This window comes from Nocardioides sp., assembly GCF_036267815.1.
Taxonomy (GTDB): Bacteria; Actinomycetota; Actinomycetes; order Propionibacteriales; family Nocardioidaceae; genus Nocardioides.
Window position 1 is genome coordinate 131,377 of the sequence record NZ_DATAVI010000035.1, and the last position, 20,472, is coordinate 151,848.

Consider the following 20,472-nt stretch of genomic DNA (forward strand, 5'->3'; position numbering starts at 1 on the left):
GCGGGGCTCACGGCGTCCCCCACGGCGTCCCCCACGGCGTCCCCCACCGCGTCCCCGGCGCTCGCAGAGCCGGGCGGGCTCATGACTCCAGCACCGCCTTGACCCGGTCCAGGGTCGTGCGCATGCCGCGCCGGTTGGTGCGCCCGCGGAGCGGTCCGAGCACGGTCCAGTAGACGCGCATCGGCAGCGACGGCTCGATCCGGAAGTACTCGGTGACCTCGGTGCCGCCAGCGTCGGGCCGCAGCCGGTAGCCCCAGTGGGTCAGGGCCGTCCGCTCGGTCCCCACGGCGAACTCGAAGACCTCGTTCGGCACGCACTCCGTGACCCGGCACAGAGCCCAGTACGTCGGGCCCACGCCGTTGCGCTTGACGTGGCCCTTGAAGAAGGCGCCCACCTCGGGGCCGGTCGACCCGCGGATCCACCGGGCCTCGAAGGTCTCCGGGGAGAGCTCCCCGATCCGGGTCACGTCGCTGACCAGCGCCCACACCGCCTCGGGCGGTGCGGCCACGCGGATCGAGACCTCCTGTCGCCGGGCACTCACAGCAGCTCCTCCGGGATCTGGACGTGACGGGACCGGGCCCACTCCCCCAGGCCCTTGGCCTGGGGGTCGAAGCGCGTCGACGCGGCGACGCCGTCGCCGAGCAGCCCGGTCACGACGACGTTCACCCCACCGAGGTTGGGGAGCGCGACGACCTCGACGCCGAGGTCGCGCGTCTCCGGCAGCAGGTCGTGGACGAACGACGGCGTGACCAGCCCGAGCAGCCAGGCGACCCGTGCGGCGTACCTCTCGTCGGCAGGCCCGGCCCCCTCGCGGCCGGCCCCGACGCGCGCGACCCACAGGCCGAGGTTGGCGTCGCCGCCCTTGTCGCCGGAGCGGGCGTGCACGAAGGTGCCGAGCGGGGCCCTCACAGTGCCACCACCTGGGAGTCGCCCCCGAGCACGTGCACGCGCTGCGTGACCAGGGCGCGGTCGACGAACCCCGCGCGGTAGACGCCGTACGACGTCCCGTCGCCCGGTGGCGCGGTCATCGTGAACCCCGGGTACGACGCCAGGGCGAGCTCGACGACCGCGGCGCCGAACGCGCGGCCGACCGGCTCGGGCGACGGGTCGCGCACCACGCAGCGCAGGACCGTCGAGGCTGCCTCCTCGGTCTCGGCGTCCGGCGTGGGCAGGGGCCCGAGCGTCCAGGTGACGCGGGACGCGGTGAGGAGTGGCTCGAGCTGACGCCGGACCCAGGCCGCCTTCTCCTCGACGTCCAGGCCGGTCAGCACCAGCTCGACGGCGTTGCGGTGACCGCCGAGCCGGTTGGTGCACACCTTGAGCTGCTCCGGCGGTGCGGTGCCGCGGACGCCCGAGATGCCGACCCGGTCGGGGCCGTCCCCGTGCAGGGACACCGAGCCCAGGTGGGTCGTGACGTCAGGGCCGAGGTACGCCGCCGACGAGACCTCGTACAGCAGCTGGGCGGTCACCGTGTCGAGGCTGACCACGCCCCCGGTGCGCTCGTGCTTGGTGATCACCGACGACCCGTCGGCAGCGATCTCCGCCAGCGGGAACCCCAATGGTCGAGCCGCTCCCGCGATCAGGGCCGACGCGGCGAACCCGGAGAAGTTCCCACCTGTCGCCTGGCAGCCGCACTCCAGGACGTGGCCGGCAACCGTCGCCCCGGCCAGCTCGTCGTAGGCCGTCGCGGGCCAGCCGTGCCACCAGCGGGCCGGCCCGGTGACCAAGGAGGCGTCGGTCACCCGGCCGGTGACGACCACGTCGGCGCCGGCCGCCAGCGCGTGCGCGATGCCGGAGCCGCCGAGGTAGGCGTTGGCGGTCAGCGGGGCCTCTGCGGTCTCGCCGTCCACGCGCAGGTCAGCCCCGAGGGCCCGGACGTCGTCGCCGTCGACGTAGGCGATGCGGGGCGAGAGCCCTTGTGCTGCTGCGATCTCGGCCACGCGGGAGGCCAGGCCCTCGGGGTTCAGACCGCCGGCGTTGCTGACGATCCGCACTCCGGCCTCGAGCGCCGTGCCCAGGCAGTCCTCCAGCTGGCGGGGGAAGGTCCGGGCATATCCCAGCGCCGGGTCGCGCAGCCGGTCCCGGCCGAGGATCAGCATCGTCAGCTCGGCGAGGTAGTCGCCCGTGAGCACGTCGAGCCGGCCGCCGTCGAGCATCTCGCGCATCGCCGAGAGCCGGTCGCCGTAGAAGCCCGAGCAGTTGCCGATCCGGATCGGTCGAGCCGGCGGGCTCGTCGCCGCCTCAGCCACCGCGCGGCCCTCGTCCCTCGCCCGGCGGCCCCGCGAAGGCCTGGGCGATGTCGAGCCACCGGTCGGCGTCGTCGCCGTCGGCGACCAGGGCGGTGTCCGCCCGGTGGACCCGCCGGGTGACGAGCAGGCAGAAGTCGAGCGCCGGGCCGGTCACCCGCTGGTCGGCGTCCTCGGCTCCCCACGACCAGGTCGCGCCCGACGGTGCGGTGAGCTCGACCCGGACGTCGCGACCGGGCGGCGGCGTGCCGTGCAGGGAGTAGGCGTAGGCGCGGGTGCGGACGCCGAGGTGCGCGACATGGCGGATCCGGTCGGTCGGCGCCGGCTCGACACCGAGGGCCGCGTGCACGTCGAGCCCGTGCGCCCAGGTCTCCATGAAGCGCGCGGTCGCCATCGACGTCGGCGACATCGGCGGCCCGAACCACGCGATCCGCAGCCCCGGCGGGCAGGCCCGGAGCATCGCGGCGAGACGTGTCCGCGCGGTGCGCCAGCGGCCCAGGAGCACCGGCGCCGCCGCGATGCCTCCGGTCAGTGCCGCCCGGTCGACGGCGTGGTCGGGGTCGGCCAGCATCTCGAGGACCAGCGCGTCCCAGCGCTCGGTGTCGGCCGCCGCGGCGTACGCCGCCTCGTCGGTCCAGGCGAGGTGGGCGATCTGGGTGGCGACGTCCCACCCCGGAGCCGGCGTCGGCGTCCGCCACGCGTCGTCGGGCAGGTCGCCGACGAGGGCGTCGAGATGGTCGCTCTCGACGGTGAGGTCGGTGACCACGTCCTCGAGCAGGCTCATGCCAGGGCCTCGTCGAGGGTGCGCGCCCACTGGTCGAGAATCCGGCCGCGACGGGCCGTGTCGTCGCCGATCGTGGCCGCGAGTCCCAGTCCGCGGACCAGGTCGAGGGTCGCCTGCACGAGCTCGCGCACCCCCGGTCGCGACTCGTCGGCGCCCAGCAGCTCGACGGTCAGGCGATGGGTCTGCCGGCCGATCCGCTGCTCGAGCGGCTCGACGGCGGCATGGAGCGTGGGGTCGGTCCGAGCCGCCACCCAGAGCTCGAGGGCCGCCATGAAGACCGGCGAGGCGACGTGGTCGCCGAGCATCCGCAGGACGTCGCGGGTACGTCGTACCGGCACGGCCCGGGCGGCCGTGGCCAGCTCGGCCCCGCGGACGTCGGTCAGGTGCGCGACCGCTGCGACGACGAGGGCGTCCTTGGTGGGGAAGTGATGCAGCTGGGCGCCCCGGGAGACCCCGGCCCGCTCGCTGATCAAGGTGGTCGACGTCCTGCCGAAGCCGACCTCGGCCAGGCACTCGACCGTCGCCTCCATGAGCCGGGCCCGGGTCGCGCGCGAGCGCTCCTCCTGGGGAACCCGCAGCGTGCCCGACACCCGGGCCATGCTCCCGCCGTACAAACAAACAGTCAAGCCTGTCTGTTTGTGCAAATTCCGGATAGTCCCTGACAGAAACACCGCCCAGGACGGCGTGTCGAGGACAGGTCTGTCAGGGACTACCCGCCCCGGGGGGACCTGCCAGGATGCGGGGGTGAGCATGCGGGAGCGGATGCTGGCCGGGGAGCCGTACCGGTTCGACGAGTCCCTGGCCGAGGACACCCGCCGGTGCCGGCTCCTGCTCGACCGGATCAACCAGGCGGCTCCCGGCCAGGACGACGAGCGCGACCACCGGCTGGGCGAGCTGCTCGGCACCTTCGGGGCCGGCAGCAACATCCGGCCGCCGTTCCGGTGCGAGTACGGCTACCAGATCCACGTCGGGGAGCGGGTCTTCGCCAACTTCGGCCTGGTCTGCCTCGACGTCGCACCGATCACGATCGGCGACGACAGCCAGCTCGGCCCCGGGGTCCAGCTCCTGACCCCGACCCACCCGCTGGACCCGCAGTCGCGGCGCGAGGGCTGGGAGAGCGCCCAGCCGATCACCCTCGGCCGCAACGTCTGGCTGGGTGGTGCCGTCGTCGTCTGTCCCGGGGTGAGGATCGGGGACGACACGGTGGTCGGCGCGGGCTCGGTCGTCGTCCACGACCTCCCGCCCGGCGTCCTCGCCGTCGGCAACCCGGCCCGTGTCGTCCGCCCCCTCCCCCGTTGACGTTGAGGTGCGTGTTCTGACCGGTTGAGATGCGTGTTCTGACCCCCCTCGACCACCCCCACGAGCACCGCACAGCAGGGACCACCCGAACAGGTGCTGGAGACAAAGCCCAACCCCCGGGTGGTCCCTGCTGTGCGGTGCTCGTGGGGGTGGTCGAGGGGGGTCAGAACACGCATCTCAACCGGTCAGAACACGCATCTCAACGTCAACGGGTCAGTCGAGGCGGGCGACGAGGGGGAGGCGGGAGCGGGCGAGCACGCCGACGACCAGCGCGGTGAGCAAGGGCAGGGCCAGCACCACGGCGCCGATCTCCAGCCACGGGATGGACAGGTAGTGGGCGGGTCCGGGCGCCTCGCCGAAGGTCCGGGTCAAGGGATACGACACCGCGATCCCAGGCACGAGGCCGACCGCGGCCCCGAGCAGTGCTCCCAGAAGCCCCACCGAGACGGCGTACGCCGCGGCCACCGTCCGCCGCACCAGGGGTGGTGCGCCGACGGCCGACAGGGTCGCGAGGTCGGGACGAGCATCGGACAGCGCGAGGAACGTCGCGGTCAGGGTGCCGCCGACCATGAGGACCGCGGCGAGCCCGAACAGGATCCAGAGCACCACTCGCTCCCTGCCCGACACCTGGTATCCGCGCTCGGTGTAGAGGTAGCTGGCTCGGTCCGTGCCGGCCAGCACCTGCCGAAGGTCGGACTCCTGCTGCGACGTCAGCGGCGGGCCGGTCACCAGGACGCCGACGGTCTTCACCCGCAACCCGAGCGCCTTCGCGACCTGAGGAGCCAGGACTGCGCCCACAGCCGGCGTGGCTGCTCCGACGCCCACGGTGGCCGAGGGAACGCGTACGCCGGGTCGACCGCGCAGCCTGATCACCGCATGACCCGCTGCCACGTCGTGGGTACCGAAGATCACGACACCGCCGGCCCTCAGGATCGGCGAGACACGCCTCCACTCCGTTTCGTTGAGGTGCTGGCGCATCAGGGCCGGCTGGGCGCTCCCGTCACTGACGAGTGCCTGGAGCGGCAGCGAGGAGACGATCCCCATCCCAGCAAGGCTGCCACTGCCCGTGCCCAACTCGCGGTTCCCCTGCACCCCGACGACGGCGCTCGTCCGTGCCCGGGGCGCCACCCGGGCGACGGCCTGTTCGAGCGCACGGAGATCGACGTGGCCGCCGTTGAGGCTGATCGAGCTCTCGCCCACCGGCAGCTGGGGAATGTAGTCGGCTCGGGACCTGGCCTGCTGGCTGCTGGTGCCGATGGCCAGCGCCACGAGTCCGGCGACGGTGGCCGCGACGGCGGCGACAGCGGGGACGGTGCGCGTCCGATGACGCGCCGCGTCGCGGACGGCGTAGCGCAGGGGCAGCGGCATCCGCCGGCCGAGTCGCGCCACCCCCAGGACGACGACGGGCACCACGAGCACCATCCCGAAGACGGTCAGCACCGCGGCACCCCCGATCAGCAGCTCGCTGGAGCCTCTGCGCGAGCCGAGGGCGGCCACGATGACGCCGCATCCGACCAGCACCAGGCCGAGCACCGGCGACCGCAGGCTCGCCGCACGATCCCCACGACGCCCCGCGAGTACCGCGACGACGTCCTGCCGGGAGGCGACCCACGCCGGGACGACGGCCGCCAGCAGGGCGCTGAGGAGCCCCAGAGCCGCCGCACCCACGACGTGCTCCCAGCGGACCTGGAACGGCCCGAAGTAGCTGTCCGACATGCTCTGGAGCAGGGGCAGCAGGAGTCTCGCGAGCCCGATCCCCAGGCCGATCCCGGCGACGCCGGCGAAGGTCCCGATCACCATCGCCGTGCCGAGCACCACCCGCCGGGACTGGGCGGGCGTCCCGCCGTTGGCGGAGATCAGGGCCAGGCTGCGCGACTGTCGCCGCGCACCGACCGCGAACGCCGGCCCCGCCAGCAGCACCACCTCGGTCAGGGCCATCACGCCGATCAGCACCAGGGCGGGGTAGAGCTGGGCGTGATCCGAGCTCTCGCTCTCGAGGGCCTGCTGGGCCTTGGTCGGATGCTCCTCGACCTGCCGCGAGGTGACGTCGACGCCGAGCTGCTCCGCCGCGTGCACCTCGGGCCGCGAGACCGGTGCGCCGCCGATCAGCCACGACGTCCCCGCGTCGGTTGCCGCCATCGGGAGGTCTGCGGTGCCCAGGAGGTACGGCGTGGTGCGGCTCGTTGCGTCCTCGGCCGTGCCCACGATGCGGAGCGTGGTGCCGTTGGCCTCGGTGAGGGAGTCACCGACGGCGAAGCCCTGGCTGACGAGCTCGGCGTTGACGTCGACCTCGTCCGAGGTGGAGGGCAACCGCCCCGACGTGAGCCGGAACAAGCCGTTCGCCAGCGGGCTACGAGCGTCGACCGCGGTGGCCGTCGCGTACAAGATGCCGAGCCGAGTGCGGACGCCGACAGCGTCGGTACGGAGCCGGATCGCCGGGCGCGGGCCACTACCGAGGGCACGCACGACCTGGGCGATCGGTGCGGGCTTGCCGTGCTGACCGGAGCCCTGACCCGAGCCCTGGCCCGGGAAGGCCGGGGTGATCTCCGCCGCCGCCGCCCCCATCTGCCGGCTGAGACCTTCGACATGACTGACGCTCGCCGTCGCCTGGGCGACGTCGGCAGCGACCACCGCAACCACCGGGAACGTCACCATCACCAGCACCACCGCGCTGCGGCCCTTGGCCTGCCAGGCCTCGCGGCACGCCAGCCGCAGGGCGAGGCGCCATCCGGAGACCAGGCTCATCTCGAGCGCTCGAGCAGCACATCGGCCCCGTCGGCCCCCGACTCGTCGACGACCACGCCGTCGCGCAGGAAGACCACCCGGTCGGCCCAGGCGGCATGACGCGCCTCGTGGGTGACCAGGACGCCGGCGGCACCGGCGTCGCACCGGCTCCGGATCAGGCGCAGGATGTCCTCGCCGGTCTCGCTGTCGAGCGCACCGGTCGGCTCGTCGGCCAGGATCAGCCGCCGCTCGCCGACGATGGCGCGGGCGATCGCGATCCGCTGCTGCTGGCCGCCGGACATCTCGTCGGGGAAGCGCCGGGCGAGGTCGGCGATGCCGACCTCCTCCAGGGCTGCGAGCGCGTCCTTGCGCGCCGACCGCGAGCCGGCGCCGTCGAGCTCGCGCGGGAGCGCGACGTTCTCGACGGCCGTCAGCGCGGGGATCAGGTTGAAGTCCTGGAAGACGTAGCCCACCGACGTACGGCGCATGGCCGCCCGGCCCTTCTGTCCCAGCGCGGCGAGGTCGGTGCCCTCGACCCGGACCACGCCCGACGTCGGCGTGTCGAGGCCGCCGGCCAGCGTGAGCAACGTGGACTTGCCGGACCCCGACGGGCCCATCACGGCGACCAGCTCGCCGGCGTACGCCGCGAAGCCGACCTCGTGCAGCGCGGTCACCTCGGTGGCTCCCGAGCCGTGGACGCGGGTGACCCGCTCGAGCCGCAGAACGGCGGTCATCGGGTCCTCCGGACATCGGTCGGCGTGGTCTCGACGAGCTCGGGCGACGGCTCGGACGACGGCTCGGGCGGCGGCTCCACCGCGCGCTCGACGGCCGCACGACGCAGCCGCGCCTCGCAATGGTCGAGCCAGCGGATCTCGGCCTCGGCGGTGAAGACCAGGCTGTCCAGGACCAGCCCCCACGCCAGCTCGTGCGGGTCGCTCCCGGTCGCGCGGCGCTTGAGCCGCGTGTAGTCCTGGAGTGCGGCCATGGTGGCGGTCCGCTGCTGCTGGATGACGGTGCCGACCTCGACCCCGGGGACGCTGACGGCGAGCGCGAGCTTGATCGCCAGCTCCTCGCGTGGCGGCTGGGTGCGCGCGACCGGCGAGGAGAACCACGCGGCGACCTCGTCGCGGCCCGCGGTCGTCACGGCGTACACCACGTGGCCGTCGCCGTCCGTCCCGCGACCCTCGACCAGGCCGTCGCGCTCCAGGCGCGACAGCGTGGTGTACACCTGGCCGACGTTGAGCGGCCAGGTGCCGCCGGTCCGGTCCTCGAACTCCGCCCGCAGCTGGTAGCCGTAGCGCGGCCCCTGCTCGAGCAGGGCCAGCAGGGCGTTGCGCACCGACATCGGTGGCTCCTCTCCAGGCGCTCCACGTCCCCCGCGGCCGTGGATACTCGGTATGTATAACTCATCATATACCCGGTATGCAAGCTGCCGCGTCGCGGGTCGAACGCCGTGGTCCGCGCCCCGGCGCCGGGCGCGGGTGATACTTCATCTCGCCGGCACCAGGCCGGCCACCACGAGGGGACACCCGAGCCATGTCGCACTACGGCGACCCACCGCCCGAGGACGAGCCGAACGCCGCCCGGCCCCAGCAGCCGCCCGGCACCCACGCCGGCGAGCCCGCGCCGTACAACCCCTACCCCGTCAACTGGGACGCGCCACAGACCGGTAGCCAGGCGTTCGTTGCCGGCGACCCGCACGGCCAGCAACCGGGGCCGGATCCCTCCGCTCCCCCGAGCCCGGACGGCTCCCCGAACCCCTACGGCGCCCCTGGTGCGCCGGGAGCCCAGCAGGGCGGCAACCCCTACGCCGGCACCCCGAACCCCACCAAGCCCACCTTCGGCTTCGGCGGGTACGCCGGCTGGCTGACCCGGGTCGGCGCCTACCTCATCGACAACCTTCTCGGTGCCGTGGCGGCCCTGCCTGCGATCGTCGGCTACGTCCTCCTGCTCTCCAACGCGACCACGACGACCAACGCCGACGGCAGCCAGCGGGTCCACCTGCACTCGGCCGGACTGAGCCTCTCCCTGATCGGGCTCGGGTTCCTGACCGGCCTGGTGTTCGGGATCTGGAACATCTGCATCCGCCAGGGCAGGACGGGCGCGACGATCGGCAAGAGCGTGCTGGCGATCCGCCTGGTGAACTCCGACCTGCAGCCCATCGGCGGCGGCTGGTGCTTCCTGCGGCAGATCCTGCACATCGTGGACTCCCTGCCCTGCGACATCGGCTACCTCTGGCCGATCTGGGACTCCCGCAAGCAGACCTTCGCGGACAAGATCCTGAGCACCTACGTCATCCACGCCACCACCCAGGAGCCGCGGCCCTACTGAGACGCCGGTCCGGCACACCGGGCGACGTCGGATTCTGCTCTGGGCAGAATCCGCCGGGATCGCGCGCCACGCAGCCCTAGAGTCGGCCCATGGGTGACGTCGTCAGACTGCCGGAACGTCGTGAGCAGCCGCCGTCGCGGCCGCGCAGGTCCGCCGGGCCGGCGCCGTCACCGGCGCCGACGGGTGTCCCGACCGAGATGGAGCCGCTGTGGCGCGAGTCGGTCGGCCGCGAGCTCCGCGAGGAGCGCCTCGCCGCCGGCAAGCGGCTGGTCGACGTGGCCGCAGGGGCAGGGGTCTCCCCGCAGTACCTCTCCGAGGTGGAGCGCGGTCTGAAGGACCCGTCCTCGGAGCTGCTCGCGGCGATCGCCGGCGCGCTGGGCCTGAGCGTCGTCGAGATCGCGACCCGCGTCGTGTCGACGCCCGCGCGGCCGCGGACGCCGACGGGCCCTCAGTCGCCGGTCTGCCTGGCGGCCTGAGCCAGCATCGTCGCCGGGGTGTCGCGCTCGGTGATCACGGCATCGACCACGCCGTACTCCAAGGCCTGCGGTGCCGTCAGCACGAGGTCGCGCTCGGTGTCGTCGCGCACCTCCTGAGGCGTCCTTCCGGTGTCCTGGGCGAGGAGCTCCTCGAGCAGGGAGCGCACCCGCTCCACCTCCTCGGCCTCGAGGATCAGGTCGGGGATCGTGCCCCGGCCCTCGGTGGCGGGAGCATGCAGCACCACCCGGCCGTGCCGCAGGATCTGGCGGTGGCCCCCGGCCCCACCGGCCAGGAGCACCGCGGCGGTCGCGACCGCCTGACCAACACAGGTCGTCTCGACGGCCGGCCGGACGAACTGCATCGCGTCGTAGACCGCCAGCATCGCCGGGATCGACCCGCCGGGTGAGTTGAGGTAGAGGTTGATCGGGGCGTCGGGGTTCTCCGACTCCAGGTGGATGAGCTGGGCGATGACGGTGTTGGCCACGCCGTCGTCGATCGGCGTGCCGAGGTAGATGATCCGGTCGGCGAGGAGTCGGCTGTAGACGTCGACCGTGCGCTCGCCGCGGTTGGTCTGCGTGGTCACGTAGGGGATCGGGTAGCCGCTCATCTCAGCGCACCCCCAGTCCGAGAGGGCGGACGACGGACGCCCGCACCTCGTCGACCGAGGACACGAGGTGGTCGACGAACCCGTACTCCAGCGCCTCGTCGGCGCTGAACCACCGGTCGCGACGGGAGTCGCGCTCGACGGTCTCGACACTCTGTTCGGTGTCGGCCGCGATCAGCGAGAGCACGGTGTCGCGCGTGTGCCGCAGGTCGTCGGCCTGGATCGCGATGTCCATGGCCGTGCCGCCGATCCCGGCCGAACCCTGGTGCAGCAGCACTCGGGCGTGAGGCATCGCGAAGCGCTTGCCCCGCGTCCCGGCGCTGAGCAGGAACTGCCCCGCGCTGGCCGCGATCCCCAGCGCCAGCGTCGAGACGTCGTTCGGTACCAGGGTCATCACGTCGCGGATCGCCAGCATCGCCGGCACCGAGCCGCCCGGCGAGCTGATCCAGAGGTGGATGTCGGCCTGCGGGTCGCGGGCCGAGAGCACCATCAGCCCGGTGCAGAGCCGGTTTCCCAGCGCCTCGTCGAGGACACCGCCCATCAGCAGGGTGCGTTGGTCCAGCAGGCTGCTCGCCAGCTCGTCGTCGATGCGGCCCCAGGCCGTCGTCTCACTCATGTCGCCACGGTGACACCCGGCGGGTCCTCGGCGAAGGGCTCGCCGCTGCCAGCAGATCCGCTCCCAGCAGCGCCTCCCCGTTGAGCGTCGAGCTCACAACCACGCCGACTCGGCGCAAAGGTGCGCGAAAAGCACGCCGAGTCGGCACAAGGCACCCGGAAACGCCGAGTCGTCCTATGCCGACTCGGCAGGTTTCTTGTGCGTCCTTGTGCCGACTCGGCGTGTTTTTTGTGCACCTTTGGGCCGACTCGGCGTTTCCGGGGACGTTTGTGCCGGCTCGGGGCATTTTTTGTGCACGTTTGTGCCGAGTCGGCGTGGTTGGGAGCTCGCCGCTCAACGGTAGGTGAGGAGGGTGCGCGGCAGGTGGGAGTGCTCGTTGAAGGAGAGCAGTCGGCGGCCGGTCGACCCCTGCACGACCCGGGTCACCGAGGCGTTGGCGAGCACGGTGTTGAACGAGCTCCAGAGCCGGGGCAGGACATCGGTCGCCGCATCCTGGTCGACCAGCTGCGCGCAGGCCGCGGCGATCGGGCCGCCCGAGGTGACCGCGACCGTGACCGCTTCCCGATCGAGTGCCCGGCCGAGCACCTCGCGCACCCGACCCAGGAACGCCGGCCACGGCTCGTCGTAGTCGGCGTCGTGGGCGCCGTCGGACCAACGCGCGGTGGCCCTCTCGAAGACTCGCTGGAAGGTACGGCGGTCCGTGAGGTCCGCGTCGGCGGCCAGACCGCGCGAGACCACCGCGACATGGTCGAACTCGTCCCAGCCACGGTCGAGCTCGGGGCGCAGCGCCCAGCCGGCACCCTCGGCCAGCGCCGCGGCGGTGTCTCGCTGACGGCGCATCGCCCCGTGGACGAGAGCGCCGGGCGTCAGCCCCTGGACGGCGAGCGCGGCGCCGAGCCTCCGGCTCTGCTCGACGCCGGTCTCGCTCAGCACGTCGTAGTCCTCGGCTCCGAACGACGCCTGCCCGTGCCGGACCAGCAGCACCAGCGCCATCAGGCCGCCGCCCCACCCTCGCTGAGGACCCGGCGCGTCCGCTGCTCGAGGTAGCCCACGGCGGCACCGAAGCCGGCGTAGGCCGGGTTGTGCGTCTGGCCGTGACAGAAGCGATACCAGATCTGCTGGATGATCACGGCCAGCCGGAACAGCCCGAAGGCCTCGTAGAAGCGCCACCGCTCGGGGGTCATCTCGAAGCCGCGGCGCTCGCAGTACCACCGCACCACCTCGAGCCGCGTCCACATGCCCGGCGCCGTCGTCGGCTGCCGGCGGAAGTCGCGGAAGAAGGCGTCGTCGTCAGCCTGCACCCAGTACGCCAAGGCGCCGCCCAGGTCCATCAGCGGGTCTCCGACGGTGGCCATCTCCCAGTCGAGGACGCCGACGACGTGCAGGTCGGCGGGGTCGAGCACGAGGTTGTCGAAGCGCCAGTCGTTGTGGATCAGGCACTGTCCGAGATCCGCCGGCTGATGCGCGTCGAACCACGACGTCAGGTCGCTCCAGTCGCCGAGGTCGTCGGTGACGGCCCGGCCGAGCCGCTCGGTCCACCCGGCGACCTGCCGAGCGACGTAGCCCGCACCGCGCCCGAGCGCCGCGAGCTCGGGAACGCCGGACACGTCGACCTCGTGCAGCCGCACCAGTGCCTGCCAGGCGCGCTCGCACAGCAGCGACGCCGACGACGCCGTGAGCTCGAAGGTCAGGTCCCGGCGCAGGATCGTCCCGTCGACGCGCTCCATGAGGTAGAAGTCGGAGCCGATCACGGACTCGTCCCGGCAGAGCCCGACCATGCCGGCGACGTAGGGATAGACCGGGCCCAGGGCTCGCTGGATGAGGTATTCGCGCGTCATGTCGTGGGCACCGCGGGCCTTGGCGCCGGCAGGCGGCCGGCGCAGGATCAGCTCGCGGTCGGGCCACGTCAGCAGGTAGGTCAGGTTCGAGGCGCCGCCGGGGAACTGGCGCACCTCCGGCTCGCCGGCCGGCACGCCCGGCCCGCCCTGCCCGCCCTGCCCACCCTGTCCGCGCAGCCACCACACCACGGCCGCGACGTCGACGGCGTCCTCGTCGCGGACCGGGCGTGACTCGTCGACCGCGCCTGCCGGGACCACGGGCTCAGTATGGCCGGGGCGCCCGGAGGAGGTCGTCCAGGGCGTGCCCGCCCCTCGGTGCCACGACGTACGCCGGCACGCCCGCCACGGCCCAGTCCCGCACGGTTGCCACCGTGAGACCCGCGGTCCTCTCGCCGGCGAGCTGGAGTCGGTCGCACCGCAGGTTCGCGACGTCCCAGCGCGTCCCCCGCCGGTCGTGCAGACCGAGCGCGACCCACTGGCCGCTGGGCGTCAGGCACGAGGAGCCCCCGGACGCGGACGTCGCCGACGCGACCCCCTCGGCGTACCTCCGCGCGGCGGTTGCCGAGACGCTGGTGGAGTACAGCAGCATCGCGACGCCGGTGTCCTGGGAGTAGACGCACACCGACATCGAGGTCGGCCGGAGACCGGTCGGGCCCGCTGTCGGCCGCGCCACGACCTGGGTGGGACAGCCATGCCCGTCCACGTCGACGGACTGCGCCGTCCCGAGGATCTGGCGGCGCAGGGCCGATCCGGGCGCGAACACGGTCACCCGCTGGGCGCCGACCTGGCGGGTCTCCGCGACGGTGCCGGGCAGGTCCTTGACGCCGGCCTTCAGCGGGGAGCCGAACCACACGGCCTCGCCCTCGGGCAGGGTGCCGTCCGAACCCCACTCGGTGCAGGTCGCGGCCACCATCGCCGGGCGTCCGACGAACCGCGTCAACGGCGAGACGTACGACGAGTGGTCGGCCGGCGAGAGCACGGCGGCCTGGTTGGCGCCGCACGACCCGAGGTGGCGCGGGCCTTCGAAGTACGACGCCCGGATCGGGGCGCCGCCCCAACCCCAGGTGTCGGGGACCTCGAGCTGGACGCCGGCGTAGGACTCGTAGCGCCACGTGTCCGGCACCGACACCCTGGGATAGCTGATCACCCCGCCGGGGGTGCGCGTCTCGTGGGCGACCAGGGCGACGCCTCCGACCAGCAGCAGCACCGCGCCGGCCGCGAGCCACGGTCCGCGGTGGCGTCGCGGCGGGGCAGAGCGACCGGTGCCGCCGGTGAGCACCGGGGGCGACGGCGAGACGAGGGCGACCGAGGATGCGCCGAGCATCGCCCTCGGGGGGTCGCCCGTGATCGGGTCCGTCCCGCCCCTGCCAGCCGCGGACAGCTCGGCCAGACCTCGCTCGACGTGGCGCCGCGCGGCCGACTCCGAGCAGTGCAGGATCTCCGCGATCTCGGCGTCGGAGCGCTCTTCGAGCAGCCGCAGCACCCCGGCGGCGCGCCGGCTGCTCGAGCAGACCCGCAGGACGTGGCGCCGCGCCACGAGGTCGGGGTCGTCGCGCGAGACCCGTGGCCAGGCCGCACGCGTCCGGGCCAGGGCACGGGCCACGCCTGCGTTGGCCGTCGCCACGTCGTCGGTCAGGGCCAGGGCGAAGGCGAGCAGGGCCGGCGTGCGCGCCGCCGCCCACTCGTCGTACCCGGCCGTCATGAGACCACGATGCCCCAGGAACGACGCCGGAGGAGAGGAACCGACGGGACCGTCATCGGTCGAGCTCGTCGAGTGCGGCGGCCTGCCGCCGCAGCTGGGCGTCGTAGGCAGGCCGGTCGTGCAGCTTCTGCTCGTGAGCCGCACGTGCCACCGGGTCCGGGAGGATCAGCTCGTCGCCGGCGTCGACCCCGGCCAGGACCGCGGCGGCGACCTGGTCGGCGGTGAACGGCGCGGTCTCGACGAGCCGGGTCACGACCGCGCCGAGTGCCCGGTCGGCGCCCCGGAGCGAGGCGAGCAGGTTGGTCCGGAAGTACGACGGGCACACGACGTGGGTCCGGACGCCGTAGGCCGCGAGCTCGTGGCCGAGGGTCTCGGTCAGCGCCACGACGCCCGCCTTGACGGCGTTGTACGACGCCATCCCGGCCGGGTGGACCAGGCCAGCCAGCGACGCGACGTTCACGATCGTGCCCGACCGTTGCCGCTTGAGGACGGGCACGAAGGTCCGGCAGCCGCGCACGGCGCCGAGCAGGTTGACGTCCACGATCCACTGCCACTCGTCGATGCCGGCGATGTCGATGCGGCCCCCGCCGGCGACGCCCGCGTTGTTGACGAGCACGTCCAGGCCGCCCCAGTGCTCGTCCACCCAGCTCCGGGCAGCCGCCCAGTCGTCATCGGAGGTGATGTCGAGCCGGGCCGTCGTCGAGGAGTCCGCACCCGCGCCGGACCCGAGCTCGCCCGACCCGGCGACGTCGGTCGCGAGGACGTCGTCGCCGCGCTGTCGATAGGCCCTCGTGAGCGCCTCGCCCAGACCGGAGGCGGTGCCGGTGACGAGGACCCTCACGAGTATCTGCCGAGCTCCAGCCGGGCGACGAGCGCGCGGTGCACCTCGTCGGGACCGTCTGCCAGGCGCAGCGCGCGGGCGTTGACGAACGCCGCGGCGAGCGGGAAGTCGTCGGACATGCCGCCGCCGCCGTGCAGCTGCACGGCCATGTCGATGACCTGCTGGGCCATGGTCGGCACCGCGACCTTGATCGCCGAGACCTCCGCGAGGGCGCCCGCCGGTCCGCCCTGGTCGAGCCTCCAGGCGGCGTGCAGCACCAGCAGCCGGGCCTGGTCGATCGCGATCCGGGCCTCGGCGATCCGCTCGCGGTTGCCGCCGAGGTCGACCAGCGGCCGGCCGAACGCCGTCCGCTCCAGACCACGGCGACAGGCCAGCTCCAGCGCGAGCTCGGCGAGCCCGATCAGCCGCATGCAGTGGTGGATCCGGCCGGGACCGAGCCTGCCCTGCGCGATCGCGAACCCCTCGCCGGGCCCCGCGATCACGTTGCCCAGCGGCACCCGGACGTCGGTGAACGACACCTCGCCGTGCCCCAGCGGCTCGTCGTACAGCCCCATCGTGCTGAGCATCCGCACCACCTCGACCCCCGGTGTGTCCACCGGCACCAGGACCATCGAGTGCCGACGGTGGCGGTCGGCGTCGGGGTCGGTGACGCCCATGAAGACCAGGATCCTGCACTCGGTGTTGCCCACCCCGGTCGACCACCACTTGCGGCCGTTGACGACGACCTGGTCGCCCTCGACCACGCAGGTCGCCGCCATCGTGGTGGCGTCCGACGACGCGACGTCGGGCTCGGTCATCGTGAACGCCGAGCGGATCCGGCCCTCGAGCAGCGGCTCCAGCCAGGCCTCGCGCTGCTCGGCGGAGCCGTAGCGGAGCAGCACCTCCATGTTGCCGGTGTCGGGGGCGTTGCAGTTGAGGACCAGCGGCGCGATCGCGGATCGGCCCATCTGCTCCGCCAGCGGCGCGTAGTCGAGGTTCGACAGCCCCTCGCCGCCGTCGGTGCCGAACCGCGCGGCGTACTCCCCCGCGTGCTCGCGCGGCAGGAACAGGTTCCACAGACCGAGGTCTCGCGCCCTCGCCTTGAGCTCGCCCAGGACCGGCAACGGCGTCCACGGGTCGCCAGCGCGGCGGGCCTCGGCGAGGTCGCGGTGGTACGCCGGCTCCACCGGCGCGATCTCGGTCGCCATGAACTCGGCCACCCGCGCGGTGAGCTCGGCGGCCCGGGGCGACGGCGCGAAGTCCATGACGGGAGCCTAGTTCGCGTCCCGGAGCCCCGGAGTGCCGCGCGGTGCTACGCCGCCACGGTCGCGACGACCCGAGCCCGGGTGACCGGGTCCTGCCAGCGCTGACGGGTGCCGGCCAGGCGCAGGCCCGACCAGAGCAGGCAGGGGAGCGCGACGATCACCGGCAGCCGCCAGTCCGGTACGTGGGCGCACCCGGAGAACAGCAGGCTGGTGAACGTCGTGCTCGTCGCCAGCCGGGCGGAGTACCCCACCATCGCCGCGGGTGGCGCCGGGGTGGCCCGGGCCGAGCGGAGGTTCACCGGGTAGGGATGGGCCAGCGACCAGCGCAGGGCGCCTCCGACGACCTGGACGGTGACGACGAGGATCGTGCACAGCAGCGCCGCGAGCTGGTAGCTGGTGGGCAGCCCGGCTCGGAGCCCGCCGACCACGACCGTGATCAGCGAGGCGACGGCGAGGAACTCCCCCAGCACCAGCATCCGGGCGTCGAACAGCGCCGTCGCGGGAGCGGGCAGGTTCTCGCGCCACAGGGCTCCACGACCGTCCAGACACCAGGCGTTCACGCCGAACAGCAGCGCGCCACCCGAGGCGACCAGCCCCGGGAGGATCGTCATCTGGGACCACTTGAGGTCGCCGGCCAGCGCCACCAGGCCCGGACCGACGGCCAGCACCAGCACGCCCCGACGCATCGGCACCGAGCGCCACACCGAGGCCCGGTCGGTGCGGATCAAGATGCCCAGGACACTGCGCGGCATCGGCCGCGGCGCGTGCTGGTCGGTCTCCATCCGCGCCTCGTCGCGGGGCAGGCGCCGCGCGGCGAGGTGGGTCGGGACGGCGCCGAGCGCCACCGCGACGACGGTCGCGACCGCGAGGACGGCGACCGAGGCCGCCCAGCGCCAGGTCCAGCCGTCGATCGCGCCGACGATGAACCATCGCGTCGGCACCTGGTCGAGAAGGTGCGTCGCGTTGCCCGACACCTGGATCGCGCCGGCGCCGGCGCCGAGGCAGACCAGCAGGGTCCGCGTGATGGCGATGCCGTGCGCACCGCGGCGGACCGCCTCGACCGCCCACGCGACCACCTGCGCGGCCGACGTGCTGAACACCAGCCAGAGCAGGGTGAGGATCTCGGACCCGACGACGCGGTTGCCGGGCATCGAGTAGGAGACCGAGCCGAGCAGGATCCAGGCCTGGACCATCCAGGCGATGTTGAGCGGCGCGAGCACGAGCGCGCCGAGGTGGTCGGTGGTCGGGCTGACGGGGTACGGCGCGGCCTCCTCGCGCGAGATCAGCTCGCGGCCGCCGCCCGAGGCGATGGCCGAGGCCATGTTGAGCACCAGGATCCCGGCCCAGGCCGAGGGCAGCAGCAGCCGGATGTCGAAGGCATGGGTGCCCACGCTCTCGCCCGCGCCCGGGCAGAGCGCCGGGACGGCCGCGGCTCCGAGCGTGATGGCGCAGAAGACCAGCGACAGGACCCGCGCGAGGTGGCGACGGCGGACGGCGTGACGACGGAACTGGAACAGGATCGCGACGTCGCCCACGGCCCGACGGGCGGCGGCGACCCGACCTGGCGCGGCGTACGGCGTGGGCTCGTCAGTCGAGGAGAGCGCGGTAGGCACGTGCCCCCTCCTCGCCGGACATCCCCTCCGCGTCGACCGCTGCGACGCGCGATCCGCCGCGCAGGACCAGGGCGGTCCCGCAGGCCTGGACGGCGAGCTCGCGTAGGTGGGTCGAGAGCAAGATGGTGGCGCCACGAGCGCGCGCGTCCGCGATGACCTCGAAGGTCGCCTCGACGCCGATCGGGTCGACACCGTCGAAGGGCTCGTCGAGCAGCAGGACCTGGGGCCGGTGCATCGCCGCGAGGACGACGGAGAGGCGTCGGCCCATGCCGTGGGAGAAGCCGCCGGTGACCCGGTTCATCACGTCGCCGAGCTCGAAGCGCTCGAGGAGGTCGCGGGCCCGCTCCTCCCAGCCGGTGAGACGGCGCAGCCGGGCGCTGAGCTGGAGGTGCTCCCAGGGCGTCGCCCGGGGCACCAGGCCGCCGACGTCGGGGCAGTAGCCGGTGAGCTGCTTGACGGCCAGGGTCTGGGTGCGGATGTCGAGGCCGGCGACGGTGACACTGCCCGCGGTCGGCGGCACCACTCCGGCCAGGACGCGCATGGTGGTCGACTTCCCGGCGCCGTTGCGCCCGAGCAGCGCGGTCGCCTGGCCGGCGTACGCCTCGAGGTCGATGCCGGCCACGGCCTCGACCTCGCCGAAGCGCACGTGCAGGCCGCGCACGTCGACGACAGGGGGTTGGGTCACCCGAGAATCCTCTCAACCGTTCGGCGTCCTGACTCCGGAACGGGCAAAGTCCGTCCCCATCCGTGAGCGCCGGGCCGAGCGGATGCCTCCGGAGACTTGAGCGATCGCTCAAATCGTGGTTTCCTAGGAATTGAGCGCTCGCTCAAACTCAGCCTTCGGAGGTACGCCATGCGCGACGTCGTGACCGGTGCGTTCAGCTACTCCGGCGCCGCCGTCGCCGCCGAGCTGCGGCGGCGTGGCCGGGCCGTGCGGACCCTGACCAACCACCCGGCCCCGGAGGCGCTCGGCATGGAGGTGCACCCGCTGGACCTCACGAACCCCGACGCGCTACGCCGGTCGCTGACCGGCGTGGACGTCCTCTACAACACCTACTGGGTGCGCTTCCCCCACGGAGAGGTCACCTTCGACGCCGCCGTCGAGGCCTCCGCGCGCCTCTTCGAGGCCGCGGCAGAGGCGGGAGTGCGTCGCATCGTCCACGTCTCGATCACCCACGCGGACGTCGCCTCGCCGTACGCCTACTTCCGCGGGAAGGGCCGGGTCGAGCGCAGCCTGGCGGCCTGCGGTGTCTCCCACGCGGTCGTGCGTCCGGCGATCCTGTTCGGCGGCGAGGGGGTGCTGATCAACAACATCGCCTGGCTGATGCGCCGGTTCCCGGTGATGCTGGTCGGCGGTGGCGGCGACTACCGGGTGCGGGGGATCCACGTCGCCGACCTCGCCACCTTGATGGCCGACCTCGGTGACGAGGAGGGCACGACCACGACCGACGCCGTCGGTCCGCAGTCACTGGCCTTCGTCGACCTGCTCGGCCACCTCCGCACGGCGACGGGCAGCCACACCAGGTTCGCCCCGGTTCCGGGCCGCGCCTTCCCCGCCGTCACCTGGGCGCTGGGCCGGGTCCTGCGCGACACGCTCCTCACCCGCGAGGAGTACCTCGCCATGGCCGACGGCCTCGCCGACTCCGACGCACCCTCGACCGGCGCGACGAGCATCACCGAGTGGATCGCGCGCAACGGCGACTCACTGGGCCGCACCTACGCCCACGAGCTGCGGCGGCACTTCCTTCCGCGCCCCGATCGGACGGTGGCAGGTGCCGACAGGGCCCTCAGCCGTGGGCGCCGGGGAAGCTCTGGAGCGCCTCGACCGCCTTGGACAGGAAGCTCTGCTCGCCGACGGTGTTGATCTTGAAGAACATCGCCTGGCTGCCGCCGGCGGTGATCGCCGCGACCGCCAGCTGGCCGGCGACCGCGAGGATGCTGATGCCCAGGCTCACCCGGTTGCCACCGAAGGCGCTGTAGCGCTCGTAGACGCGCACGACCATGCGCGCGTCCCCGAGCCGGAGATCCGACCCGTCCTCGATGTTGGCGCTGACGCTGCCACGCAGGATCTGCTGGTCCAGATGGGCGACCAGCTCCTCGACGTCGCCCTGGAGCTGGATCTGGTACTGCGCCATGCGGTCACCGTAGTGGCC

General features: G+C 73.3%; 21 protein-coding genes and 1 pseudogene. 4 read left to right on the plus strand and 18 right to left on the minus strand.

Annotated elements, in window-relative coordinates; all coding sequences use genetic code 11:
- Positions 1–79: 79 nt before the first annotated feature.
- The 5 genes from VHW64_RS05950 to VHW64_RS05970 are packed head-to-tail and all read right to left on the minus strand — an operon-like array spanning position 80 to position 3,629.
- Positions 80–541, minus strand: coding sequence for an SRPBCC family protein (locus VHW64_RS05950; RefSeq protein ID WP_329649597.1), 462 nt, complete (start codon positions 539–541; stop codon positions 80–82).
- The gene (locus VHW64_RS05955; protein ID WP_329649598.1) at positions 538–909 is read right to left on the minus strand and encodes an AtuA-related protein; all 372 of its coding nucleotides are present in this window, start codon (positions 907–909) and stop codon (positions 538–540) included. The genes VHW64_RS05950 and VHW64_RS05955 overlap by 4 nt, the downstream gene beginning before the upstream one ends.
- Entirely contained in the window at positions 906–2,249 is a 1,344-nt protein-coding gene (locus VHW64_RS05960) for an acyclic terpene utilization AtuA family protein (RefSeq protein WP_329649599.1), read from the minus strand. The genes VHW64_RS05955 and VHW64_RS05960 overlap by 4 nt, the downstream gene beginning before the upstream one ends.
- Positions 2,242–3,030, minus strand: coding sequence for a TIGR03084 family metal-binding protein (locus tag VHW64_RS05965; protein ID WP_329649600.1), 789 nt, complete (start codon positions 3,028–3,030; stop codon positions 2,242–2,244). Before VHW64_RS05965 ends, VHW64_RS05960 begins: the two co-directional genes overlap by 8 nt.
- Complete coding sequence (locus VHW64_RS05970; protein ID WP_329649601.1) at positions 3,027–3,629, minus strand: TetR/AcrR family transcriptional regulator; 603 nt, start codon at positions 3,627–3,629, stop codon at positions 3,027–3,029. Before VHW64_RS05970 ends, VHW64_RS05965 begins: the two co-directional genes overlap by 4 nt.
- A 151-nt stretch (positions 3,630–3,780) precedes the next feature.
- Between VHW64_RS05970 and VHW64_RS05975 the strand changes: the two genes are divergently transcribed.
- Complete coding sequence (locus tag VHW64_RS05975; RefSeq protein WP_329649728.1) at positions 3,781–4,329, plus strand: sugar O-acetyltransferase; 549 nt, start codon at positions 3,781–3,783, stop codon at positions 4,327–4,329.
- A gap of 213 nt (positions 4,330–4,542) precedes the next feature.
- Here VHW64_RS05975 and VHW64_RS05980 read toward each other — a convergent pair whose 3' ends face one another.
- From VHW64_RS05980 to VHW64_RS05990, 3 genes are read right to left on the minus strand one after another with little or no spacing between them, the layout of a single operon-like run.
- Positions 4,543–7,074 (minus strand): FtsX-like permease family protein, encoded by a 2,532-nt coding sequence (locus tag VHW64_RS05980; protein ID WP_329649602.1) that lies wholly within the window; start codon positions 7,072–7,074, stop codon positions 4,543–4,545.
- Positions 7,071–7,787 carry an ABC transporter ATP-binding protein gene (locus tag VHW64_RS05985; protein WP_329649603.1) on the minus strand — a complete coding sequence of 239 codons (717 nt, stop codon included), beginning with the start codon at positions 7,785–7,787 and terminating at the stop codon, positions 7,071–7,073. Before VHW64_RS05985 ends, VHW64_RS05980 begins: the two co-directional genes overlap by 4 nt.
- Positions 7,784–8,398: a PadR family transcriptional regulator gene (locus VHW64_RS05990; protein ID WP_329649604.1), complete on the minus strand. Its 615-nt coding sequence runs from the start codon at positions 8,396–8,398 to the stop codon at positions 7,784–7,786. The genes VHW64_RS05985 and VHW64_RS05990 overlap by 4 nt, the downstream gene beginning before the upstream one ends.
- A gap of 191 nt (positions 8,399–8,589) precedes the next feature.
- Here VHW64_RS05990 and VHW64_RS05995 point away from each other — a divergent pair, with 191 nt between their 5' ends.
- Positions 8,590–9,384 (plus strand): RDD family protein, encoded by a 795-nt coding sequence (locus tag VHW64_RS05995; protein WP_329649605.1) that lies wholly within the window; start codon positions 8,590–8,592, stop codon positions 9,382–9,384.
- A gap of 89 nt (positions 9,385–9,473) precedes the next feature.
- Entirely contained in the window at positions 9,474–9,860 is a 387-nt protein-coding gene (locus VHW64_RS06000) for a helix-turn-helix domain-containing protein (protein WP_414690457.1), read from the plus strand.
- Here VHW64_RS06000 and VHW64_RS06005 read toward each other — a convergent pair.
- The 9 genes and pseudogenes from VHW64_RS06005 to VHW64_RS06045 all read right to left on the minus strand — a co-directional run bounded on the left by VHW64_RS06005 (position 9,833) and on the right by VHW64_RS06045 (position 19,004).
- Positions 9,833–10,468: a ClpP family protease gene (locus VHW64_RS06005; protein WP_329649606.1), complete on the minus strand. Its 636-nt coding sequence runs from the start codon at positions 10,466–10,468 to the stop codon at positions 9,833–9,835. The two genes, VHW64_RS06000 and VHW64_RS06005, sit on opposite strands and share 28 nt — an antisense overlap.
- A gap of 1 nt (position 10,469) precedes the next feature.
- The gene (locus tag VHW64_RS06010; RefSeq protein ID WP_329649607.1) at positions 10,470–11,081 is read right to left on the minus strand and encodes an ATP-dependent Clp protease proteolytic subunit; all 612 of its coding nucleotides are present in this window, start codon (positions 11,079–11,081) and stop codon (positions 10,470–10,472) included.
- Positions 11,082–11,414: 333 nt separating this feature from the next.
- The gene (locus VHW64_RS06015) at positions 11,415–12,074 is read right to left on the minus strand and encodes a histidine phosphatase family protein (protein ID WP_329649608.1); all 660 of its coding nucleotides are present in this window, start codon (positions 12,072–12,074) and stop codon (positions 11,415–11,417) included.
- Entirely contained in the window at positions 12,074–13,177 is a 1,104-nt protein-coding gene (locus VHW64_RS06020; RefSeq protein WP_329649609.1) for a phosphotransferase family protein, read from the minus strand. The genes VHW64_RS06015 and VHW64_RS06020 overlap by 1 nt, the downstream gene beginning before the upstream one ends.
- Before the next feature lie 4 nt (positions 13,178–13,181).
- Positions 13,182–14,621 carry a sigma-70 region 4 domain-containing protein gene (locus VHW64_RS06025; protein WP_329649610.1) on the minus strand — a complete coding sequence of 480 codons (1,440 nt, stop codon included), beginning with the start codon at positions 14,619–14,621 and terminating at the stop codon, positions 13,182–13,184.
- A gap of 112 nt (positions 14,622–14,733) precedes the next feature.
- Positions 14,734–15,462, minus strand: a pseudogene (locus VHW64_RS06030) (SDR family NAD(P)-dependent oxidoreductase); the annotation flags it as partial.
- On the minus strand, positions 15,459–16,706 hold the full coding sequence (locus VHW64_RS06035) for an acyl-CoA dehydrogenase family protein (protein ID WP_329649612.1): 1,248 nt from the start codon (positions 16,704–16,706) through the stop codon (positions 15,459–15,461). The pseudogene VHW64_RS06030 and the gene VHW64_RS06035, both read right to left, overlap by 4 nt.
- A gap of 47 nt (positions 16,707–16,753) precedes the next feature.
- Positions 16,754–18,319 carry a hypothetical protein gene (locus VHW64_RS06040; RefSeq protein ID WP_329649613.1) on the minus strand — a complete coding sequence of 522 codons (1,566 nt, stop codon included), beginning with the start codon at positions 18,317–18,319 and terminating at the stop codon, positions 16,754–16,756.
- Complete coding sequence (locus tag VHW64_RS06045) at positions 18,294–19,004, minus strand: ABC transporter ATP-binding protein (protein ID WP_329649614.1); 711 nt, start codon at positions 19,002–19,004, stop codon at positions 18,294–18,296. The genes VHW64_RS06040 and VHW64_RS06045 overlap by 26 nt, the downstream gene beginning before the upstream one ends.
- A gap of 168 nt (positions 19,005–19,172) precedes the next feature.
- Between VHW64_RS06045 and VHW64_RS06050 the strand changes: the two genes are divergently transcribed.
- A complete protein-coding gene (locus VHW64_RS06050; protein WP_329649615.1) occupies positions 19,173–20,183 on the plus strand; it encodes an SDR family oxidoreductase in 1,011 nt (336 codons plus the stop codon).
- On the opposite strand, the gene VHW64_RS06055 is transcribed toward VHW64_RS06050, so the two are convergent.
- Entirely contained in the window at positions 20,107–20,454 is a 348-nt protein-coding gene (locus VHW64_RS06055; protein ID WP_329649616.1) for a DUF6054 family protein, read from the minus strand. The genes VHW64_RS06050 and VHW64_RS06055 overlap by 77 nt on opposite strands.
- Between the last annotated feature and the right edge of the window lie 18 nt (positions 20,455–20,472).